We start from the raw sequence: 19,591 nt of genomic DNA, 5'->3' as shown, positions 1-19,591 counted from the left end.
ATGCGGTGGATTACAAATTTGTTTAAAGCAAGGGACAAACCACAAAACTATTCATTTGGGAGCAATTATAGTTTCTTCTTTGGAAACTCTAGTAGTGGAAAAGCAGTCAATGAATTTACAGCGATGCAAATGACTGCAGTATATTCTTGTGTACGGATATTAGCTGAAGCAGTGGCTGGTTTACCGCTGCATTTATATAGATACACAGAAACAGGTGGTAAGGAAAAAGCAATATCCCATACCTTATATTTTTTACTTCATGACGAACCAAATCCTGAGATGAGTTCATTTGTGTTTAGAGAAACATTAATGACTCATCTTTTATTATGGGGAAATGCGTATGCACAAATTATTCGAAATGGAAAAGGTGAAGTCATTGCGCTTTATCCACTCATGCCAAATAAAATGTCAGTCGAAAGAGATGCTAGAGGTAATTTATATTATTTATACACAAAAACATTTGATGAAATGAGTGGTTCAGAGAAGACAACTGTTGCATTAAAAGCTGAAGATGTTCTTCACATACCTGGACTTGGTTTTGATGGTTTAGTTGGATATTCACCAATTGCTATGGCAAAAAATGCAGTCGGTCTGGCAATGGCTACTGAAGAATATGGAGCAAAATTTTTTGCCAATGGAGCAGCGCCAGGTGGAGTCTTAGAACATCCAGGAACAATTAAAGACCCACAAAGGGTAAAAGATAGCTGGAATAAAGCTTATCAAGGTTCAAGTAATGCCCACCGAGTAGCTGTATTAGAAGAAGGTATGAAATATCAACAAATTGCAATTGCGCCCGATCAAGCACAATTTCTAGAAACACGAAAATTTCAAATTAACGAGATTGCTCGAATTTTCCGGGTGCCGCCACATATGGTCGGTGATTTGGAGAAATCGAGCTTTTCTAATATAGAGCAACAATCGTTAGAATTCGTTAAATACACACTTGATCCATGGGTTATTCGATGGGAACAAGCAATTAGTCGTTCATTGTTTACTAAAAGTGAAAAGAAAGCATATTTTGTGAAATTTAATGTGGATGGATTGCTTAGAGGTGATTATGCCTCACGAATGAGCGGCTATGCAACAGCAAGGCAAAATGGCTGGATGAGTGCTAATGACATTCGTGAACTTGAGAATTTAGACCGGATACCGGATGAACTTGGGGGAGATTTATATTTAATCAATGGGAATATGACGAAACTCCAAGACGCAGGTGTGTTTGCAAAGAAATATGAAAAGGAGGAAACCGAAGATGAAGAAATTTTGGAACTGGACAAAGAATAATGAAACTGATGAACGAACCCTTCATTTATATGGGGCAATAGCAGAGGAGAGTTGGTTTGATGATGAAGTCACACCATCTGCCTTTAGGGAAGAACTCGTGCAAGGCAAAGGCGATATTGAAGTTTGGATTAATTCGCCAGGGGGTGATTGTATTGCAGCTGCGCAAATTTACAACATGTTGATGGAATATCCAGGTGATGTCACTGTCAAAATTGATGGGATTGCCGCATCGGCAGCATCTGTGATTGCGATGGCAGGCACTGAAATTCAAATGTCACCAACGTCCCTAATGATGATTCATAATCCATTTACTGTCGCAATTGGTGATAGTGAAGAAATGAAAAAGACGGTGCATATGCTTGACGAAGTAAAAGAAAGCATTATTAACGCATATGAAATTAAAACAAGTTTATCAAGAAATAAACTATCCGAATTAATGGATGCTGAAACGTGGCTTAATGCCCATAAAGCAATTGAACTCGGATTTGCGGATGCCATTATGTTCGCAAATGGTAAAGATGAAAATCAACCTGAGAACAGCTTTGTTTTTAGTAGACGAGCAGTAACAAATTCATTAATAAACAAGATACAAAAACCACAAAAAGGTCAATCGGTTGATCCGCTTTATGAGCGGCTTAATTTATTGAAATATTAGGAGGAAACCAATATGAATAAAATTTTAGAATTACGTGAGAAAAGAGCAAAAGCATGGGAGGCTGCTAAAACTTTTTTAGATACTAAACGTGGAAGTGATGGTTTGGTATCGGCTGAAGATGCACAGATGTATGATCGTATGGAAGAGGATATTATGAATTTAGGCAAAGAAATTCAACGATTAGAACGGCAAGAGGCTTTAGATGCAGAATTAAATCGTCCAATAAATACACCTATCATTGGAAATCCATCTGTTCCAGGAATGGAAACAAAGAGTGGACGAGCTTCTGAAGGTTATACAAAGGCATTCTGGAATGCGATGAGAAGTAAAAATCCAACACAAGAAATTATGAACTCGCTATCAGTGGGAACAGATTCAGAAGGAGGATTTTTAGTTCCCGATGAATTCGAGCGTACACTTGTACAGTCATTAGAAGAAGAGAACGTATTCCGAAAACTTGCTAAGATTGTAAAAACGTCCAGTGGCGATCGTAAAATTCCAGTTGTCACTACTAAAGGTTTAGCGGCATGGTTGGATGAAGGAGAAGAATTTGAAGAAAGCGATTCAGTGTTTGGACAGACTTCAATCAGTGCTTATAAGTTAGGTACAATGATTAAAGTTTCGGATGAATTATTGAATGATAGTGTATTTAATTTAGAGAATTACATTTCAACTGAATTTGCTCGAAGAATTGGAGCAAAAGAAGAAGAAGCGTTTCTTGTCGGTGATGGAGCAGGAAAGCCGACTGGAGTGTTTCATGATACTGGTGGTGCAGAATTAGGAGTTACTGCCACATCAGCAACAGCTATTACTGCAGATGAAATTATTGACTTAGTTTACTCTTTAAAAGCACCATATCGTAAAAATGCTGTATTCATTATGAATGATGCAACAATAAAAGCAATTCGAAAATTAAAAGATGGTCAAGGTCAGTACTTATGGCAACCATCACTAACTGCCGGTACACCAGATACGTTATTGAATCGTCCAGTATTCACTTCAGCTTATGCACCGACTATTGAAACGAAAGCAAAGTCTATTGCCTTTGGTGATTTCGGATATTATTGGATTGCAGACAGACAAGGTCGTTCATTCAAGCGTTTAAACGAACTTTTTGCAACAACAGGGCAAGTTGGTTTCCTAGCAAGTCAACGTGTCGATGGAAAGTTGATTTTGCCAGAAGCAATTAAAGTCTTACAACAAAAATAAATAAAGGAGTAGAATGCGATGGGGTATAACGCTAAGAATTATACGGAACAAGGCGGAGAAAAAACGGTTATTGGCGGGGAACTTGTTATTGAAGAAGGGGCAAAGGTCACTGGCCTTCCTTCTTCTTCAAATGAAAAAATGGCAAATCAATCTGATAGTACAGCAGAAACAATAGAAGACTTAGTTGCGGATTTTAATGCATTACTATCGAAACTAAAAACATCTGGTTATATGTCAGAAGAATAAAGGTGGCGAAAGTGATGACATTACTAGAAAAAGTAAAGGCTAATTTAATACTCCAACATGATAAAGATGATGCTTTAATAGAAATGTACATCACTGCCGCCATTTCTTATGCAGAGAGTTATCAACATATTAAAGAAGGCACATATTTAGATGAGAATATGCCCGCGACAACGGAACAAGCGGTTATCATGTTGGCATCACACTTTTACGAAAGTCGAGATGGCAGTACAGGTGGATTTTTCGCAGATAGCGCACTTGCTGGAGAGCAAGTTTGGAAAACAGTCAACCTTTTATTAAGGCTAGATAGAGATTGGAAGGTATAGCGTATGAGTTTTGGTAAAATGCGTACATTTATCGATATCGTAACACGTGAAATTGTAAAAGATGAAGAGTCTTTCAGTGAAGAAACCGATAGAATCCTAGCATCTGTGACAGCATACAAAGAAGAACGCTTTGGTAGTAAGACTTGGGCAAATAGGGCAGCCTTTTCTGAAGCGAATGCGTTATTTCGTTTTAGAAACATTCCCGATTTAACCATTAAACCGAAAATGTTTATTGTATGTGATGACGGACGGTATGAAATAGTAAGCGTTGATAATGTGAAAAATAGAAATATGTATATCGAGGTTTTAACAAAAAAGGTGGTGGCATCAGATGGCTAAAGTTAATATTAAAATGCCAGAAGAATTCTTGATGAAGATTTCAAGATTGGGAAGTAAAACAGATGAAATCGTTCCGAGGGTTCTTGAAGCAGGTGGAGAAATTGTATTAGATAAAATGAAGTCTAATTTAAGCTCGGTTATTGGGAAGGACACAAAACTTCCGAGTAGATCAACTGGTGAGTTGGTATCTGCATTAGGAGTATCACCTGCCTTAGTTGACCGAAGAGGAAATCATAATGTTAAAGTAGGGTTTAATGAACCACGTAAAGATGGGGTTAGCAACGCTAAATTAGCTAATATAATCGAATACGGAAAATCGGGTCAACCTGCAAAGCCATTTTTAAAACCAGCAAGAAGAACATCAAGGCAACCTTGTATGGATGCGATGATTAAAAAATTGGAAGAAGAAGTGGAAAGCATATGAATGTATTAGCCGAAGTGACTCAAATTGCAGAACAATGTGGTATTCCAGTTGAAACAGGTATCTTTTCAGAGACTGCTCCTGATTTATACATTGTCATTACACCAATCGTTGATATGTTTGAATTACATGCAGATAATATTCCAAAGTATGATGTACAAGAAGTTAGGGTTTCGTTGTTTTCAAAAAAGAATTATACATCAATTAAAAATAGTTTAGTCCGCACTCTTTTGGGTGCGGATTTTGTTATTACAGATAGGAGATATATCGGGCATGAAGATGATACTGGTTATCACCATTTAGCAATTGATGTAGCGAAATATTATGAATTTGAAATGGAGGAATGAAGTATGGCTACTATAGGTCTTGATCGGCTTTATTATGCAACAATAACAGAAGGAGAAAACGGTGATGAAACCTATGAAAACCCTACTCCTTTAGCAAAAGCTATTAGTGCTGAATTATCTGTTGAACTAGCTGAAGCAACTTTATATGCAGATGATGGTGCGGCTGAAGTGATTAAAGAATTTCAAAGCGGAACATTATCGCTTGGTATTGATGATATCGGTGTGGCAGCAGCTAGTGATTTAACAGGTGCAACAATTGACGATAATCATGTACTGATATCTACAAGTGAAGATGGTGGAGATCCAGTTGCGATTGGTTTTAGGGCGAAAAAGGCAAATGGGAAATACCGATATTTTTGGCTATACCGAGTGAAATTTGGTATTCCAGCGACAAACCTTGCGACAAAAGGGGACAGCATCACTTTCTCTACACCAACAATTGAAGGTACGGTTTTACGGAGAAACAAGCTTGATGGTCAAGGAAAACATCCATGGAAAGCGGAAGTTAGTGAAGGTGATGATGGAGTAAACCAAGAAATTATCACAGGTTGGTATAGCGAAGTTTATGAACCTGTTTTTGCTGCGGGGACTGAAGGATAAAAGGAGCGATCAATTATGACGAATGAAAGAAGTGCTAAGATTACGATTGGTGGTTTGGACTATGAATTAATCTTAACAACAAAAGCAACAAAGGAAATTGCAAAAAGGTATGGTGGCTTAGAAGATTTAGGTGAGAAGTTAATGAAAGCTGAAAACTTTGAGATGGCTTTAGATGAGATTGTCTGGTTAATTACCCTACTTGCCAATCAAAATATTTATATCCATAATCGATTGAATGAAGAAAAGAAAGAATTGTTAACGGAAGATGATGTGGAACTGTTAACATCTCCTGCTGAGATGGCAACTTTTAAAGATGCAATTATGGAAGCAATGTTTAAAGGGACAAAACGACATATTGAGTCGGAGGAAACCGATACAAAAAACGAAGTGGACGAGTAAACGATGAAGAAATGTTTGCTCGACTTATTTATTATGGCGTGACACAGCTGAAAAGGACTGAAGAAGAAGTGTGGTTAATGCCTATTGGCCATTTACTTGATCAATGGGAAATCCACAAACAATTCACGGGTCTCACAAAACCTAAAAATGAACTTTCAATTGATGAAGTTATTCCATATGGTATTTAAATATAAAGTTTCTACTAGCACCTCAAATCAAAGAGGTGCTTTTTTACTTGTTATGGATAGGAGGTGGCAGTATGGCAGACAATTTTGGGCTTAAAATTGGTGTTGAAGGAGAACGTGAATTTAAGAAATCTCTACGGGAAATTAACCAAAGCTTCAGAGTGTTAGGCTCAGAAATGAAATTAGTGACATCAGAATTCGATAGAAATGATAAATCGATTAAAGCAATAACCGCAAGAAATGCAGTATTGAATAAAGAAATTGATGCACAAAAGGAAAAAATATCAACGCTAGAAAAGGCCCTTGCCAATGCTGCTGAATCCTTTGGGGAAAATGATAGAAGAACATTGTCTTGGCAAACCCAGTTAAATAATGCTAATGCTGAGTTAAATAACTTAGAACGTGAACTGAAGGACTCACAAGAAGAAGTAAAGAATCTTAATCGAGAAAAAGTAGAAAAACTTGTGAATGGTTTAAAAACAGCGGGTGAAATTGCAGGTAAAGTATTAGTAGCAGGCTTAAAAGCAGCCGCCGCAGCAATGGCCGCAATTGGAACTGGGGCAGTCGCATCAGGTAAGTTTATAAAGGACTCTTTAAATGTTTACGGTGAATATGAAGATGCCATGAAGCAAGTTCAGGCAACAATGGGACTTACAGGCGAAGAAGGGGAAGAAGCCTTTAATAAATTATCTCAAGCAGCAAAAGATGCTGGAGCAAGTACACGTTTCTCGGCATCTGAATCAGCCGAAGCGTTAAATTATCTAGCTTTAGCGGGATATGATACAGAACAGGCGATAGGAGCACTTCCAGGTGTGCTTACACTTGCAGCTGCGGGTGATATGGATTTAGCAAGAGCATCTGATTTAGTGACAGACTCGATGGCAGCTTTAGGCCTTGAAATCGCTGATATGGATCTATATATGGACAAAATGGCAAAGACGTCACAAAAGTCAAACACGGATGTACAGCAATTAGGTGAAGGAATACTTGTTGCGGGAGCGACAATGAAAAATGCTGGGCAAGATTTGGATACTTTGAATGTGATGTTAGGAGTTCTCGCTAACAGGGGGATAAAAGGAGCAGAAGGCGGAACGAAACTAAGAAACATCATTATGTCCTTAACTTCTCCCACATCAGCTGCTGCAAAAGAATTAGAAAGTCTGGGGATAAGCGTTACTGATTCATCGGGGAATATTCGAGATATGAACGATATATTTACGGATTTAAATAAAGAACTCGATGGTTTGTCAGAAGCGGATAAAATGAACGCATTAAGTAATATTTTCAATAAACAAGACTTAGCGGGTGTGAATGCATTATTATCTGGAACTGGCGATGAGATGAATAACCTTTATAAGGAACTTGAAAATGCTGATGGTGCTGCGCAGCAAATGTCAGACACGATGGAAAGTGGACTAGCGGGTTCTGTACGAAGTTTAAAATCAGCCTATGAAGGACTACAAATCGTTATCGGAGAACAGTTTGCAGAAATGGCCCAAGGGGCAGTTGGTGATGTGACAGAATTAGTTCGAGATATAACTGAAATATTAAATGATGGATTTCAAGAAGGTGATATTACCGCTATAGGCGAGAGAATATCATCTTTTTTAATTCAAGGAATTAATCGAATTACAGAGTATATCCCGGGTGCCATTGATATGATAGCCACAATGCTAACAGAGCTGGTGAATGTATTGGTAGAACTTTTGCCTACTTTACTGCCACCTTTATTAGAAGGTGCGATTGCTTTATTAACAGGAATTATTGAAGCGATTGTAGGGAATATCGAGCCGTTAGTTGAAATGGTCGTATATTTAGTAACAACTGTTGCGGAGTTTATCATTGAAAATTTACCTATTTTAATTGAAGCGGCTATTCAAATAGTTATCGCATTAGCGAACGGAATAGCAGGTGCCTTGCCACAGCTAATTCCAGCGGTTATAGATGCAATCATTTTAATTGTAGATACGTTAATCAATAATTTAGGGCAAATATTAAATGCGGCTCTTCGAATTATTATGGCTTTAGCTGAAGGTATTGTTGCAGCTTTACCTAGATTGATAGCTGCCTTACCACAAATAATAAATTCAATTATTAACTTTATTACCTCAAACTTACCGATGATTATCGATATGGGGATCCGTATCATTTTGCAATTAGTAGTAGGCATAATTAAAGCTATACCTTCCCTGGTCGCTGCTTTACCACAAATTGTGATGGCATTAATTACGGGAATAGGAAAAGCAGCAATTGCAATTGTCGATATCGGTCGAAATATTGTACGTGGTCTTTGGGATGGAATTGCCTCTATGGTTACTTGGATCAAAGATAAAATCAGTAATTTTGTTGGTGGAATTGTAAGTGGAGTAAAAGGTTTACTTGGTATTAAATCACCATCAACTGTATTTGCTGGTATTGGTGATGATATGGCTCAAGGTTTAGGGGTAGGTTTTGATAAGGCAATGAGTCAAGTATCTGAAGATATTCAAGATGCTGTTCCCACAGATTTCGACATTCAATCAAACATGAATGTAGGGGCAAACGGTATTACAACAAGTCAAGATGGATATGGATCATTAATTACAATCCAACAAATGATTGTCAGAAGTGAAGATGATATTAGAAAAGTTTCACAAGAATTATATAACTTGATTCAAACAGGGTCTCGAGCACAAGGGAGGTTCGTGCCAAGTTAGAAAGGAGTGGGATGAATGGGGTTTACATTTGATGGCGTTCATTCGAAAAACATGAAAATCACCGCAAGAATTGTTAGTTGGCAAGTTTCTCCCGCTCCTAGAAATGCATTTGAAGTTATACCTGGTCGAATGGGAATTGCCGATCTAGGTTCAGATACATCAGAAAAATATATCAAAGTCATTTGTAATATTTTTCCGCAGCATTCATTTACCGAAGTGATTCATCTATTGGATGATGTAGCTGAATGGTTGAACCCTAATTTAGGATTAAAACAATTAGTGCTAGACGATATTCCAAACAGATATTTTTTAGCACGTTTAGTAGAGGAAGTGGATTGTGAACGAATATTAAGAAGTGCAGGTTCCTTTGAACTTACATTTGTTTGTCCAGACCCTTATGGTTATGCGATTACAGATGAGCAATTTACGATTAATTCTACTGGTAGCCATGTAGTTGAAAGGGAGTTAGGCAATATAGAATCTTTCCCGATATATCGAATGAAAGGAAATATCAGTAATTCAAGTTCAACATTTTTAACGGTTACCACAAATGGCGAAAGTTTAAAAGTTAATGGACCATTATCATCAAATGAAATATTAATCATTGATAGTGGATTACTAACTGCAAAAATAACAGATACAAGTGGTAATACAATCCGAAATGGGTTGTCTATTTTAGACGAGTTAAACTTTCCAGTTTTATATCCTGGTAGTAATGAAATAAAAGTAAATAGTACAGGAGCAGCATTTACGGAACTTCATGTATTAAGTCAAAGTAGATGGAGGTGATTTTATTATGGCGATTAAATCGGTTGTAACATCTCAAACAGATTTTACTGGTGAGTTTCCGATTCATGATGAAACAGTTGCATTATGGCGTTTTAATGAATCGCAGCCAAATGCAAGTCAGCTGATAGATAGTGGCACAAATAATCATCATTTTACTATATCAAATTGGTCTGGAACATCTGCCAGTTTAGTGGCAGGGAAGTTTGGGCGATTTTTCAGGCAGAATATTGTCAATCCAACAAGTGAAAAGACATATCTTACTGCTACCAATGATGGTAGCTTTTTTACTGATTTAGGGGAGAAAATTGTTGTCGGTGGCTGGATAAATCCAACAACGTATTCAATTGGTCAAACATTTATTCCTATATTTAGTACTAGAAATGGACCTGGACAACCAATTCTCTATATATCTTTATATCAAGGAAGACTACGATTAATGCTTTATAACAATGCTGGAACATTAATTTATGATACATCCGAGACACCAAGTATTAGCTTTGTAAATAATGGCTGGTATTTTATCACAACGATTATTAATAGAAACAATAAAACAATACAAAACTTTATCGGCGATCGCTCGAATGGGACAACTTGGCAATCACCTGTAAGAGATTATACAGGTGTATTGAATGAAGAATGTACCGCTGATATTGTAATGGGGATGTTACAAGATACTTATTACTATGCTGGAGGTTTTGATGATTGGTTTTTTGAGAAAGATTCAAAGTTAACGATAGAAGATATACACTTATATTTTAAATCTTCGATTCATGCAAATGGTGCGGATAATGCAGCTCAAGTCGATGCATTAAAAGAGCTAGGTTCTGTTATTTTAAAGCAAGAAGATAACAAATATCCAAGTAGTGGTGTGCTCTATACAGTACCTAAAAAGTGTGGTTTAGGTGGCAATGGTAGAGTTTCAGTAACTAGTGAATATATTGCTGGAACAACTGCGATTAGTTTAGTTGAAACATCCACATCAGATGACCTTGAGGATTGGACTTCGTGGCAAACAATTGGACCAACAGGTGAATTAATTTCACCTAATAGAGCCTATATCCGCTATCGCATTACTTTAACGACAGAAGATGAAACGAAAACACCGAAACTAATAGAAGTTATATTGCATGATATCCCAAAACCTGCCTATGAAAAACTTGGATTTGCTAGGCCTGTCGTTTTGGATAGTAATGGAGCATGGGATGCAGTTTTAGAAAATGCGTTTGATGTCATTGTTACAAGTGAAATTAATGGTGCTGACATCTTAGAGTTTAAGATTCCTTTTCATGATTTAAAAAGGGAAAGTATTGAAAACGAAAAACAAATTCAAATCGTAGACGATGTGTATCGCATACGAACGATAACGGATGAAAAAAGCCAAGAAGGTAATATCATCACTCACGTATATGCAGAAGCAGATTTTTATGACTTAGCTTTTAGTACGGACAAACAGCCTATTGAATTTAATGCAGATACTGCTGATGTCCCGATGAAATATGCGTTAGAAGGAACGGAGTGGTCTGTTGGAAATGTGAATGTAACTACAAAGCGGACGTGGGAATCAGAGGAGAAAAATGCATTATCTATATTACGAGAAGTGCAAAATATCCATGGTGGAGATTTAATTTTTGATAGTGCGAATCGTTTAGTTCATTTACTGACATTTGGCGGTAAAGATAGTGGTGCGTTATTTAGCTATAGAAAGAATATGAAAAGTATTCAAAGAACAGTGGATACAAGAAGTTTAGTGACAAGATTATACGCATACGGTAAAGATGGCATGACATTTTCATCTATCAATAATAACAAAGCATATGTAGAAGATTATAGTTTTACATCGGAAGTTCGAATTGCAACACTTGATGCCTCATCATTTAGCAATCCTTATCAAATGTTAGAATTTGCAAATATGAGGCTGGGACAATATGCAAAACCGAGAGTGTCGTATGTTTTAACAGCAATGGACTTGTCTGTACTAACAGGTTATGAACACGAAGAGTGGGATTTAGGAGATATTGTTACCGTGAACGATAAAGAATTAAACTTACAAGTGAAAACTCGTATTGTACGCAGACAATATAACTTACAAGAACCCTGGAAAACAGTGATTGAATTATCGACAAAATTAAAAGAATTAGGTGATTCATCAGCCCAGTGGGATAAAGCTGCGGACATGCTACACGATACTGATGTGCTTGATAGGCAGGAAATAAAAGACTTAGTACCGTTTAACCATTTAAGAAACTCCAGAGCAGATGATGGATTTACTTACTGGGTGAATTCTGGTTTTAATGTTGATACGAATAATGGTGCAAGCGGTGATGCATCTTTTAAAGCAGAAGGTGTTTTGGGAATGACGAAATCTATGTATCAAACCGTATATCCAGCAAATCGAAAGAATTATACTATATCCGCACAAATTGGTTCTGAAAATCTAGAGAAAGGACCAAATGGGCAAGTAGGGATTGAAGTGGAAATTGAATACGAAGATGGATCGATTGAAAAGAGAATTATTGATTTATATTAGAGGTGTTTGAAATGGTTTTTTTAACTCAAACTGCACATGCAATTACTCCAAAAGGATCTGGGAAAATTAGAAGAATTACAATCCGATTATTTGTAAGAGATTGTACTGGAACTGTATATTTTACGGATCTTCTATTGCAAGGTGGTTCAATCGCTACTGGGTGGGTTGGGCATGTATCAGAAATAAAGTGGACTCTTGATGGTTAGGTGATTCGAATGGCGATACAATTTACTCGATTTAGTGAAACGATACGTGTGAAAGAAGATAAAAGAGTCGTAAATGTAACTTTGAAATTGTTCGTTACAGACTGTACGGGGACGATTTATTATACAGATATACAACTTCAAGAAGGCGATAAGCTAACGGGATATGTCTTAAATACAGAAACTTCACTTGAAAAATATAGAGAAGAAAGCGGGGTTCTCCCAGTTCGTTTTTATAACGGAGTGGTTAGAAGTAAAGAAACAATTGTCATATTTAATCTGGGTTCAACTTCAGCTGGATTGGACTGTCATATCACACCCCTTCAATCAATGAAAGCAGGAAGTATTAAACTATCGCAAGGGTATGGCTCGCACAGGATGAAATTTAAAGCTGCGGCAAATTCGGATGATACATTTTCAATATTGGCTTCCAATAGACAAGTATTGCGAAATCAAAGTAAAACAGAAAAAGAAGGGTTCTATCAATATACTGCAGCATCTGATAGTAAACATATTGTAGAACTCGAAGAAGGAAAAGCAGCACGAGTTTTGTTTGAATTCCAGGAGATGCAAGAAGGAAGTGGCAAGCAATGAGTCAATATTTAGAGGGTAGAAAGACAATGATATGGAGTTTCATGGGAAATGCAAGAATGTATGAGGCTTTAAACAAATACGGGGATAGGCTTGACACGGTCGGTATATTTACATTTGAGGTAGATATTACAGGTACTATTAAAGAAACAGGGACAAGTATATCGAGCATGATGCCATATATTAATAAATGGCCGCATATAAAGTGGCTACTGACAATCATGAATCATGGAACGGCATCTATATTTACAGCAATCAGAAATAACACGAATGGAGCAAAAGATAAATTTTTATCAGAAATCATTCGAATCATGAAGAAATATTCATGGTGTGATGGTGTTGATATTGATTTAGAACGTGGCGGTGGCTATGAAAACAAAAATGCCGCAAATCTTTTATTTAAAAACATCTATGAAACTGTAAAACAGTATGACTCATCAAAGCTTGTCAATATTTGCTTACCTGGGATGACAGGGGTTCAAGGTTCTGTTGGTGGAGAAAACTGGTGTGTATATGAAGATTTAGATCCTTATTGTGATACGGCTGCGATTATGAGTTATGGGATGGCTTGGGCAGGTTCGGCTCCTGGTCCTGTTTCCCCGCGAGATTGGTTGGAAGGTATTTATAATTATGCTACGAGCGTCATGTCACCTAAGAAGATATTTTTAGGTCTTCCTGGTTATGGTTGGAACTGGCGAATTGATGATACTCCTCAGAATTTAAATAGGGTTTATCGTGGTACGTCCAACACCTATTATGCTGCACAACTTTGGATGACAGGTGTTTATAATTTTACTAATGATGCACCACCGCAACCGATGATTCCTATCATTGCTTATTGGGATGATTACGATAAAGTCCCATGGGCATTGCCACATGTCTATGATTACATGGAAGGTCCAGATGCAGTTACGAGAACCAATCCATTAATTGCAGAAGATTATAACCGAAGAAGCTTTTTAACAGCGTATAGTAAACAACAAAAGACGGAGTTTGGAAATATATATATTGACCGTCAAGGCAGTAATTATGATAGTCATGCGGGAATTGTATCTGATTCTTCTCAGATGGTTACTCTCGGTGAAAACGGTGAAACGATATATAATTTCACATTACAATCTAGTGGAACTTATGACATTGCAGTAAGAATTGGTTTTCCATTTTGGGATAAGAATTCTATTAAGATATCAATTGATAATGATGAAACAACTATTAAAGAGAGTAGGCTATGGTGGCCTTATTGGAGAACAACTTGTTGGTTAACGTTAAAGAAGAATATATCCTTAACAGCAGGTGCACATACCATCAAAGTTAAAGCAGGAATACCTGGTGTACAGTTTTATGGTTTTAGAGTTTGCTCAGACTTCAGGCAATCATCTAGCGCGGGTGAAGCGGAATTTTTACTTGCCCCGCGAAAATTTAAAGGGGTAAATGGTCAAATGGTAGAACCTGACCGGGCATTTAAATTAACGACCGAAGTATTGAGAAGAAAACCAGACTCAGCCCTTATTTGGTACGAAGACTTCAGGGATGAAAATCCGCTACCTAGCAATTATTGGATAACCTTAAGTGGTGAATGGGAAGTATGGAAAAAAGATGATTTTAACAATCCACGTCCTTATGCACAGCTTGATGGAAAAGGTGAATTGACATGGAGATATTCAGATTTTAAAGATATACACATTAGAGCAAGAATTGGATTCCCACAAAACGGAAGTGGGAGAGCAGGAGTTTTTTGTGGAGATTTGTTTTGCTGTTTAAATTATACTTCTCAACGTCTAGAGTTGTATAAAAGTAATTCATTACTGGGTAGTTATAATGTTCAAATTGAACGAACATCAAACGCTAATTTACGAACTGCTCCTAATCTGTACACGATTGAAATGCGAATTCGTAATAATTCTGTCAGGGTGTATTCCGGGGCAGCAAACACATTCAGATTTAAAGTGGATATAAATGATTTCAGTGGAGGCTATGCAGGAATTCGTTCAGATAACCGCATGATATCTGACTTGCTTCGTTTAGGAGATGCATGGACATACGAACCATATGAAAGTGTAGATATAACTTTTCCAAATGGAAACACAGTAGAATTTGGAAGAATACCAAGAACAGGAGTTACCTGGGATAATGAGTTCCAAGTCTTTAAAGTAAATAATGATGTAGAAGAAATAAGCACAAGAAATGATGATATATCAATGGATTATGATTTCTTCCACTCACAAGAATTACCACTAATTGCGGGAAATGATTATACCGTCAAAATAAAACCAAAGGATATTAATCTTTGGATATCACGATTATTTCTAGGAGATGCCGATGGTTTTTCGATTCTTTATTATCAAGATGTCGATAGTCTGGTTTATTGGGCAAATGAAGCGGCTTACCGATGGAAATTACGAGGGATTGCCATTTGGTCATTAGGGCAGGAAGATATGCGAGTGTGGGAAGCATTACCCAAACAAATATGAATAATTCAAGGGTGTCTACAAAATGTGGACACCCTTTTTATATAGATGTTTTTAAAACTGAAGGGGGAAATTTTCTATGAAGGATATATGGAACTGGATACAGATTATCGTTACAGCGCTAGGCGGATTTATTGGTTGGTTTTTAGGAGGGTTAGATGGCTTTTTGTATGCGCTGATCATATTGGTTGTTGCTGATTATATCACTGGAATTATGTGTGCAATTGTTGATAAGGAACTATCTAGTGAGATTGGTTACCGAGGGATATTTAAGAAGGTATTAATTTTTATACTGGTAGGTGTCGGGCATATGATTGACACACATTTAATAGGGAATGGCAGCGTTCTTAGAACAGCAGTCATCTTTTTTTACTGTTCAAATGAAGGAATTTCCATGCTAGAAAATGCTTCACACTTGGGTTTACCAATACCTGAGAAGTTGAAAAATGTACTTGCTCAGTTACACGATAAAGGAGGAAATGAAGAATGAAATTAAAACAATTATTTTTAACGAAAAATGAATGCTATAAAGCGGGAAGAAAGATTACTCCAAAAGGAATTATGGTTCATAGCACAGGGGCAAACAATCCGAATTTAAAACGTTACGTTGGCCCAGACGATGGATTGTTAGGAAAGAATCAATACAACAATCACTGGAACCAGCCACGTCCAGATGGCAGGCAAGTATGTGTTCATGCTTTTATCGGAAAGTTAAAAGATGGGTCTATTGCCACTTACCAAACATTACCTTGGAATCATCGTGGATGGCATGCGGGTGGTGATGCGAACAATACCCATATTGGTTTTGAAATCTGTGAAGATAATTTAACGGATAAAACTTACTTTAATAAGGTTTATAAAGAAGCGGTTGAACTTGCTGCTTACCTTTGTAAACAATACAAATTGACAGAGAAAAACATCTTCGGTCATTATGAAGGCTATCAGAAGAAAATTGCTAGTAATCATGGTGACCCACGTCATTGGTTTTCAAAACATGGTAAGTCAATGGATACATTCCGGGCAGATGTGAAGAAAGAATTAGCAAAAAGTACAACAGCATCTAAACCATCAACTGGTAGTAAAAAATTATACCGAGTACAAATTGGTGCTTATAGTGTAAAAGCAAATGCTGACAAACAATTGGCAAAGGCAAAGAAGGCAGGATTTAAAGATGCGTTTGTGAAGTATGAATAAATAAAAACAACCGAGGAGTAGTTAAACTCTTCGGTTGTAACTTAAATGACTATTTGTTCTTCCACAAACGCGCCCAATTAGTGAATTAGATTGTTCAATGTTTCTTTCCTTTTTTAACGGCAAGTAGGTGAAATTCTGCATTAGCTTCACTGTACTCAGTATAAGTATCAGTTAATGTTTCCCACTCATATGGAGATTCATTAATAATTTTTTTCAAAGTCTTTTCACGTGCATCTCCTTTTAAAATACAGTTTACGAAAACACCGCCTTCTTTGAGTTCGGTTAGTATTTTGTTTACAAATTCAATCTCTTTTTGTAAATCATTTTTATAAAAATGTAACATTGAATCTAATAATACAATATCAATGTCCTTGGATATTGGAAAGTTATATACGTTATCTACTATGCCTTCAACATCTAAATTTCTTTTTTTAGCTTCCTCTTTAAGCTGGTTAATCCCGACTGTTGAATGGTCAATTCCAATAACTTTATATCCTAAGTCTCCAATGAACAAGGAATCTCTTCCTTGCCCACAGCCCAAGTCAAGAACTATTCCTTTAGGTTGATAATTTGTAAAAAAATCAATAAGGCCTGGATATGGATTTCCAAAATAATTAAGCTCTTGGTAATAGTCATCGTATGCTACTTTTTTCATCAAAATCAACCTCTACTATAATAAATTCTGTCTATATTTACATAGTTCATCAATCTGGCCCGTTTGTTGAATAATCTACTTTCATTATATCTACAACTTCAATTACATATCAACTATTAATCAACATATTACAGAAATAAGGGTTCGAATTACCACTATTTTTCGCATATAGGTAGAAGACTATTTAGGAGGAAAAATATATGCGAATGACACAACTCTCACCTAATCATCAAACACCAAACCATAAACCATCAAAACCAACCAAGGAACAACTTCAAAATGAACTTAATTTTTATCTTGCTGAAAAAACTCTAATGATATTACAAGAAAAAGAACTCAATTCACAGGATGAATTCAATTAATTAAGTAAATTAAATCGTCAAAAATTCACCCCTTTATTAGGCCCTTTAATGTGCGATAAACCTTGATATGACAGTGCTTTAACGGTAATGTATCACGTACAAGAAGGGGGTGGAGTTGATGAGAAAGATAACAATGCTTGATGTGACAACATCTTCAGCAATAAAACCGAAACAAAAGGTTGCTGCCTATATACGTGTATCAACATCAAATGAGGATCAACTTATTAGTTTAGAAGCACAAAGACGACACTACAAAACTTTGATTGAAACAAATGAAGAATGGCGGCTCGTTGATATTTACAGTGATGAAGGTATCACAGGGACGAAAAAGGATAGACGACCTGAACTGCTTCGCTTAATATCTGACTGCGAAAAAGGAAAGGTTGATTTCATTTTAACAAAATCAATTAGTCGATTTGCGAGAAACACGATTGATTGCCTGGAGTTAGTTAGAAAATTGATGGATTTAGACGTACACATTTATTTTGAAAAAGAAAACATCAATACGAACTCAATGGAAAGTGAACTCATGCTTTCAATCTTAAGTAGCCTTGCAGAAAATGAATCAGTGTCGCTTTCAGAAAACAGTAAGTGGTCGATTAGGCAACGATTCAAACGTGGAACGTACAAATTATCGTATCCGCCTTACGGTTACGATTATATCGATGAACAGGTTGTTGTAAATGAAGAACAAGCACAGGTCGTCAAGCGAATATTCAATAGTGTACTTGAAGGAGTGGGAACTGAACGCATTGCTAGGCAGCTAAACGAAGAAAGAGTTCCAACAAAACGAAATGGTAATTGGACAGGCACTACGATACGTGGAATAGTAAAGAACGAAAAATACACGGGAGATGTGTTACTTCAAAAAACTTTTACCGATGAACATTTCAATCGAAAAGTAAATCAAGGTGAACTGGATCAATACTTAATTGAAAATCATCATGAAGCAATCATCACACATACTGATTTTGAAGCGGCTAATCAGATGCTCGAATACCAAGCAAGTCAGAAGAATGTAGCGGTCGGAAGTAGAAAATATTTAAATCGCTATCCTTTTTCAGGAAAGATTAAATGTGCGGAATGTGGCGATACATTTAAAAGAAGAACTCATACTTCAACCCATAAAAAATATGTCGCCTGGTGCTGTTCAACACATATCAAAAATAAAGATAGATGCTCCATGCTTTTTATAAGAGAAGAACGAATTCATCAAGCCTTTATTACGATGATGAATAAACTAAATTTTGGATATAGTTATGTTTTAACCCCACTATCCAAACAACTAGAAACGTTGAATCAAGATGAAAACTATCAAAAAATCAACGAGATAGAAAAACAACTCGAAGTTACAAAAGACGAACTGAATACGTTAATACAATTAATGACAAAAGGTTTTTTAGAACCCGTAATTTTTAATGAACAGAAAATGGAATTGTCTCAAAAACACATGAAATTAAAAGAAGAAAGAGAACAGTTACTGTATTCAATTAATGATGGTTCAAATCAGCTAAATGAAGTGAAGCGGCTCATTAAATATTTTAAGCAAGGAATATTTATAGATGCATTTGATGAAGAATCTTTTCAAGACATTGTAAAAAAGATAATCGTATATTCACCAAATGAGATAGGATTTCATTTGAATTGTGGCATTACACTTAGAGAAAGGATTGATCGCTAATGGCACATACACCTTTTGGATATGCAATAGTAAACGGAAAAATTGAAGTTCATGCCAAAGAAGCTGAGCAATTAAAGCTTTTAATCGCATCATACTTATCGGGCCAATCTTTAGCTAATGCAGCAAGGGAATCTGGTATTAATCGGTCACATGGCGGAATTACTAGAATATTAACAGATGAAAGGTATCTAGGAAATGAATTGTTTCCGAGATTAATTTCAAAAGAACAATTTGAACAATTAAAAAACGAAAGATTTAAACGAGCGAAAAAACTAGGACGATTAAATAGAACGAAAGAGGAAGAGTCATTTACATCATGTTTTGAATTTACGATCGGAGAAGTGGAAGACAAATACGACAATCCAATTAAACAAGCAGAATATGTATACAGCTTAATTAAAGAAGAGGTGACTTAAA

23 protein-coding genes are annotated in these 19,591 nt (G+C 36.5%); 22 read left to right on the top strand and 1 reads right to left on the bottom strand.

What is annotated here, in order from left to right:
- From QT711_RS10600 to QT711_RS10510, 19 genes are all read left to right on the top strand, one after another.
- The gene (locus QT711_RS10600) at positions 1–1,284 is read left to right on the top strand and encodes a phage portal protein (protein ID WP_317944109.1); all 1,284 of its coding nucleotides are present in this window, start codon (positions 1–3) and stop codon (positions 1,282–1,284) included.
- Positions 1,253–1,939 carry a head maturation protease, ClpP-related gene (locus QT711_RS10595; protein ID WP_317944108.1) on the top strand — a complete coding sequence of 229 codons (687 nt, stop codon included), beginning with the start codon at positions 1,253–1,255 and terminating at the stop codon, positions 1,937–1,939. Before QT711_RS10600 ends, QT711_RS10595 begins: the two co-directional genes overlap by 32 nt.
- A gap of 12 nt (positions 1,940–1,951) precedes the next feature.
- Entirely contained in the window at positions 1,952–3,148 is a 1,197-nt protein-coding gene (locus tag QT711_RS10590) for a phage major capsid protein (protein ID WP_317944107.1), read from the top strand.
- Between the two features lie 18 nt (positions 3,149–3,166).
- The gene (locus tag QT711_RS10585) at positions 3,167–3,394 is read left to right on the top strand and encodes a hypothetical protein (protein ID WP_061114370.1); all 228 of its coding nucleotides are present in this window, start codon (positions 3,167–3,169) and stop codon (positions 3,392–3,394) included.
- A 14-nt stretch (positions 3,395–3,408) separates the two neighbouring features.
- Complete coding sequence (locus tag QT711_RS10580) at positions 3,409–3,717, top strand: head-tail connector protein (RefSeq protein ID WP_061114369.1); 309 nt, start codon at positions 3,409–3,411, stop codon at positions 3,715–3,717.
- Positions 3,718–3,720: 3 nt separating this feature from the next.
- Positions 3,721–4,056, top strand: coding sequence for a head-tail adaptor protein (locus QT711_RS10575; protein WP_317944103.1), 336 nt, complete (start codon positions 3,721–3,723; stop codon positions 4,054–4,056).
- Positions 4,049–4,480 carry an HK97-gp10 family putative phage morphogenesis protein gene (locus QT711_RS10570; RefSeq protein WP_061114367.1) on the top strand — a complete coding sequence of 144 codons (432 nt, stop codon included), beginning with the start codon at positions 4,049–4,051 and terminating at the stop codon, positions 4,478–4,480. The genes QT711_RS10575 and QT711_RS10570 overlap by 8 nt, the downstream gene beginning before the upstream one ends.
- Positions 4,477–4,824, top strand: a complete 348-nt coding sequence (locus QT711_RS10565; protein WP_257455529.1) for a hypothetical protein — start codon at positions 4,477–4,479, stop codon at positions 4,822–4,824. Before QT711_RS10570 ends, QT711_RS10565 begins: the two co-directional genes overlap by 4 nt.
- Before the next feature lie 3 nt (positions 4,825–4,827).
- Positions 4,828–5,424 (top strand): major tail protein, encoded by a 597-nt coding sequence (locus QT711_RS10560; RefSeq protein ID WP_317944101.1) that lies wholly within the window; start codon positions 4,828–4,830, stop codon positions 5,422–5,424.
- Positions 5,425–5,439: 15 nt separating this feature from the next.
- Positions 5,440–5,823: a hypothetical protein gene (locus QT711_RS10555; protein ID WP_317944099.1), complete on the top strand. Its 384-nt coding sequence runs from the start codon at positions 5,440–5,442 to the stop codon at positions 5,821–5,823.
- An 11-nt stretch (positions 5,824–5,834) separates the two neighbouring features.
- Positions 5,835–6,011: a hypothetical protein gene (locus QT711_RS10550; RefSeq protein WP_185354217.1), complete on the top strand. Its 177-nt coding sequence runs from the start codon at positions 5,835–5,837 to the stop codon at positions 6,009–6,011.
- 71 nt (positions 6,012–6,082) lie between these two features.
- Positions 6,083–8,704: a phage tail tape measure protein gene (locus tag QT711_RS10545; protein WP_317944096.1), complete on the top strand. Its 2,622-nt coding sequence runs from the start codon at positions 6,083–6,085 to the stop codon at positions 8,702–8,704.
- Positions 8,705–8,719: 15 nt separating this feature from the next.
- Entirely contained in the window at positions 8,720–9,493 is a 774-nt protein-coding gene (locus QT711_RS10540) for a distal tail protein Dit (protein WP_317944095.1), read from the top strand.
- A gap of 7 nt (positions 9,494–9,500) precedes the next feature.
- On the top strand, positions 9,501–12,020 hold the full coding sequence (locus tag QT711_RS10535) for a phage tail protein (RefSeq protein ID WP_317944094.1): 2,520 nt from the start codon (positions 9,501–9,503) through the stop codon (positions 12,018–12,020).
- 11 nt (positions 12,021–12,031) lie between these two features.
- Entirely contained in the window at positions 12,032–12,226 is a 195-nt protein-coding gene (locus QT711_RS10530; protein ID WP_317944093.1) for a hypothetical protein, read from the top strand.
- 9 nt (positions 12,227–12,235) lie between these two features.
- Complete coding sequence (locus QT711_RS10525) at positions 12,236–12,817, top strand: hypothetical protein (protein ID WP_317944092.1); 582 nt, start codon at positions 12,236–12,238, stop codon at positions 12,815–12,817.
- Positions 12,814–15,285 carry a glycosyl hydrolase family 18 protein gene (locus tag QT711_RS10520; protein WP_317944091.1) on the top strand — a complete coding sequence of 824 codons (2,472 nt, stop codon included), beginning with the start codon at positions 12,814–12,816 and terminating at the stop codon, positions 15,283–15,285. The genes QT711_RS10525 and QT711_RS10520 overlap by 4 nt, the downstream gene beginning before the upstream one ends.
- Before the next feature lie 76 nt (positions 15,286–15,361).
- Positions 15,362–15,772, top strand: a complete 411-nt coding sequence (locus tag QT711_RS10515; RefSeq protein WP_317944089.1) for a phage holin family protein — start codon at positions 15,362–15,364, stop codon at positions 15,770–15,772.
- Entirely contained in the window at positions 15,769–16,476 is a 708-nt protein-coding gene (locus QT711_RS10510) for an N-acetylmuramoyl-L-alanine amidase (RefSeq protein WP_317944088.1), read from the top strand. The genes QT711_RS10515 and QT711_RS10510 overlap by 4 nt, the downstream gene beginning before the upstream one ends.
- 94 nt (positions 16,477–16,570) lie before the next feature.
- Here QT711_RS10510 and QT711_RS10505 read toward each other — a convergent pair whose 3' ends face one another.
- On the bottom strand, positions 16,571–17,131 hold the full coding sequence (locus QT711_RS10505; RefSeq protein WP_317944087.1) for a class I SAM-dependent methyltransferase: 561 nt from the start codon (positions 17,129–17,131) through the stop codon (positions 16,571–16,573).
- 200 nt (positions 17,132–17,331) lie between these two features.
- Here QT711_RS10505 and QT711_RS10500 point away from each other — a divergent pair, with 200 nt between their 5' ends.
- The 3 genes from QT711_RS10500 (at position 17,332) to QT711_RS10490 (ending at position 19,590) form a co-directional block, all read left to right on the top strand.
- On the top strand, positions 17,332–17,493 hold the full coding sequence (locus tag QT711_RS10500; protein ID WP_317944086.1) for a hypothetical protein: 162 nt from the start codon (positions 17,332–17,334) through the stop codon (positions 17,491–17,493).
- 118 nt (positions 17,494–17,611) lie between these two features.
- The gene (locus tag QT711_RS10495) at positions 17,612–19,174 is read left to right on the top strand and encodes a recombinase family protein (protein ID WP_317944084.1); all 1,563 of its coding nucleotides are present in this window, start codon (positions 17,612–17,614) and stop codon (positions 19,172–19,174) included.
- Positions 19,174–19,590, top strand: coding sequence for a recombinase (locus QT711_RS10490; RefSeq protein ID WP_317944082.1), 417 nt, complete (start codon positions 19,174–19,176; stop codon positions 19,588–19,590). Before QT711_RS10495 ends, QT711_RS10490 begins: the two co-directional genes overlap by 1 nt.
- Position 19,591 lies beyond the last annotated feature (1 nt).

This window comes from Sporosarcina saromensis, assembly GCF_033253735.1.
Taxonomy (GTDB): Bacteria; Bacillota; Bacilli; order Bacillales_A; family Planococcaceae; genus Sporosarcina; species Sporosarcina saromensis.
The sequence above is the reverse complement of the archived record's forward strand: the minus strand, read 5'-3'. Positions and strand labels throughout refer to the sequence as shown.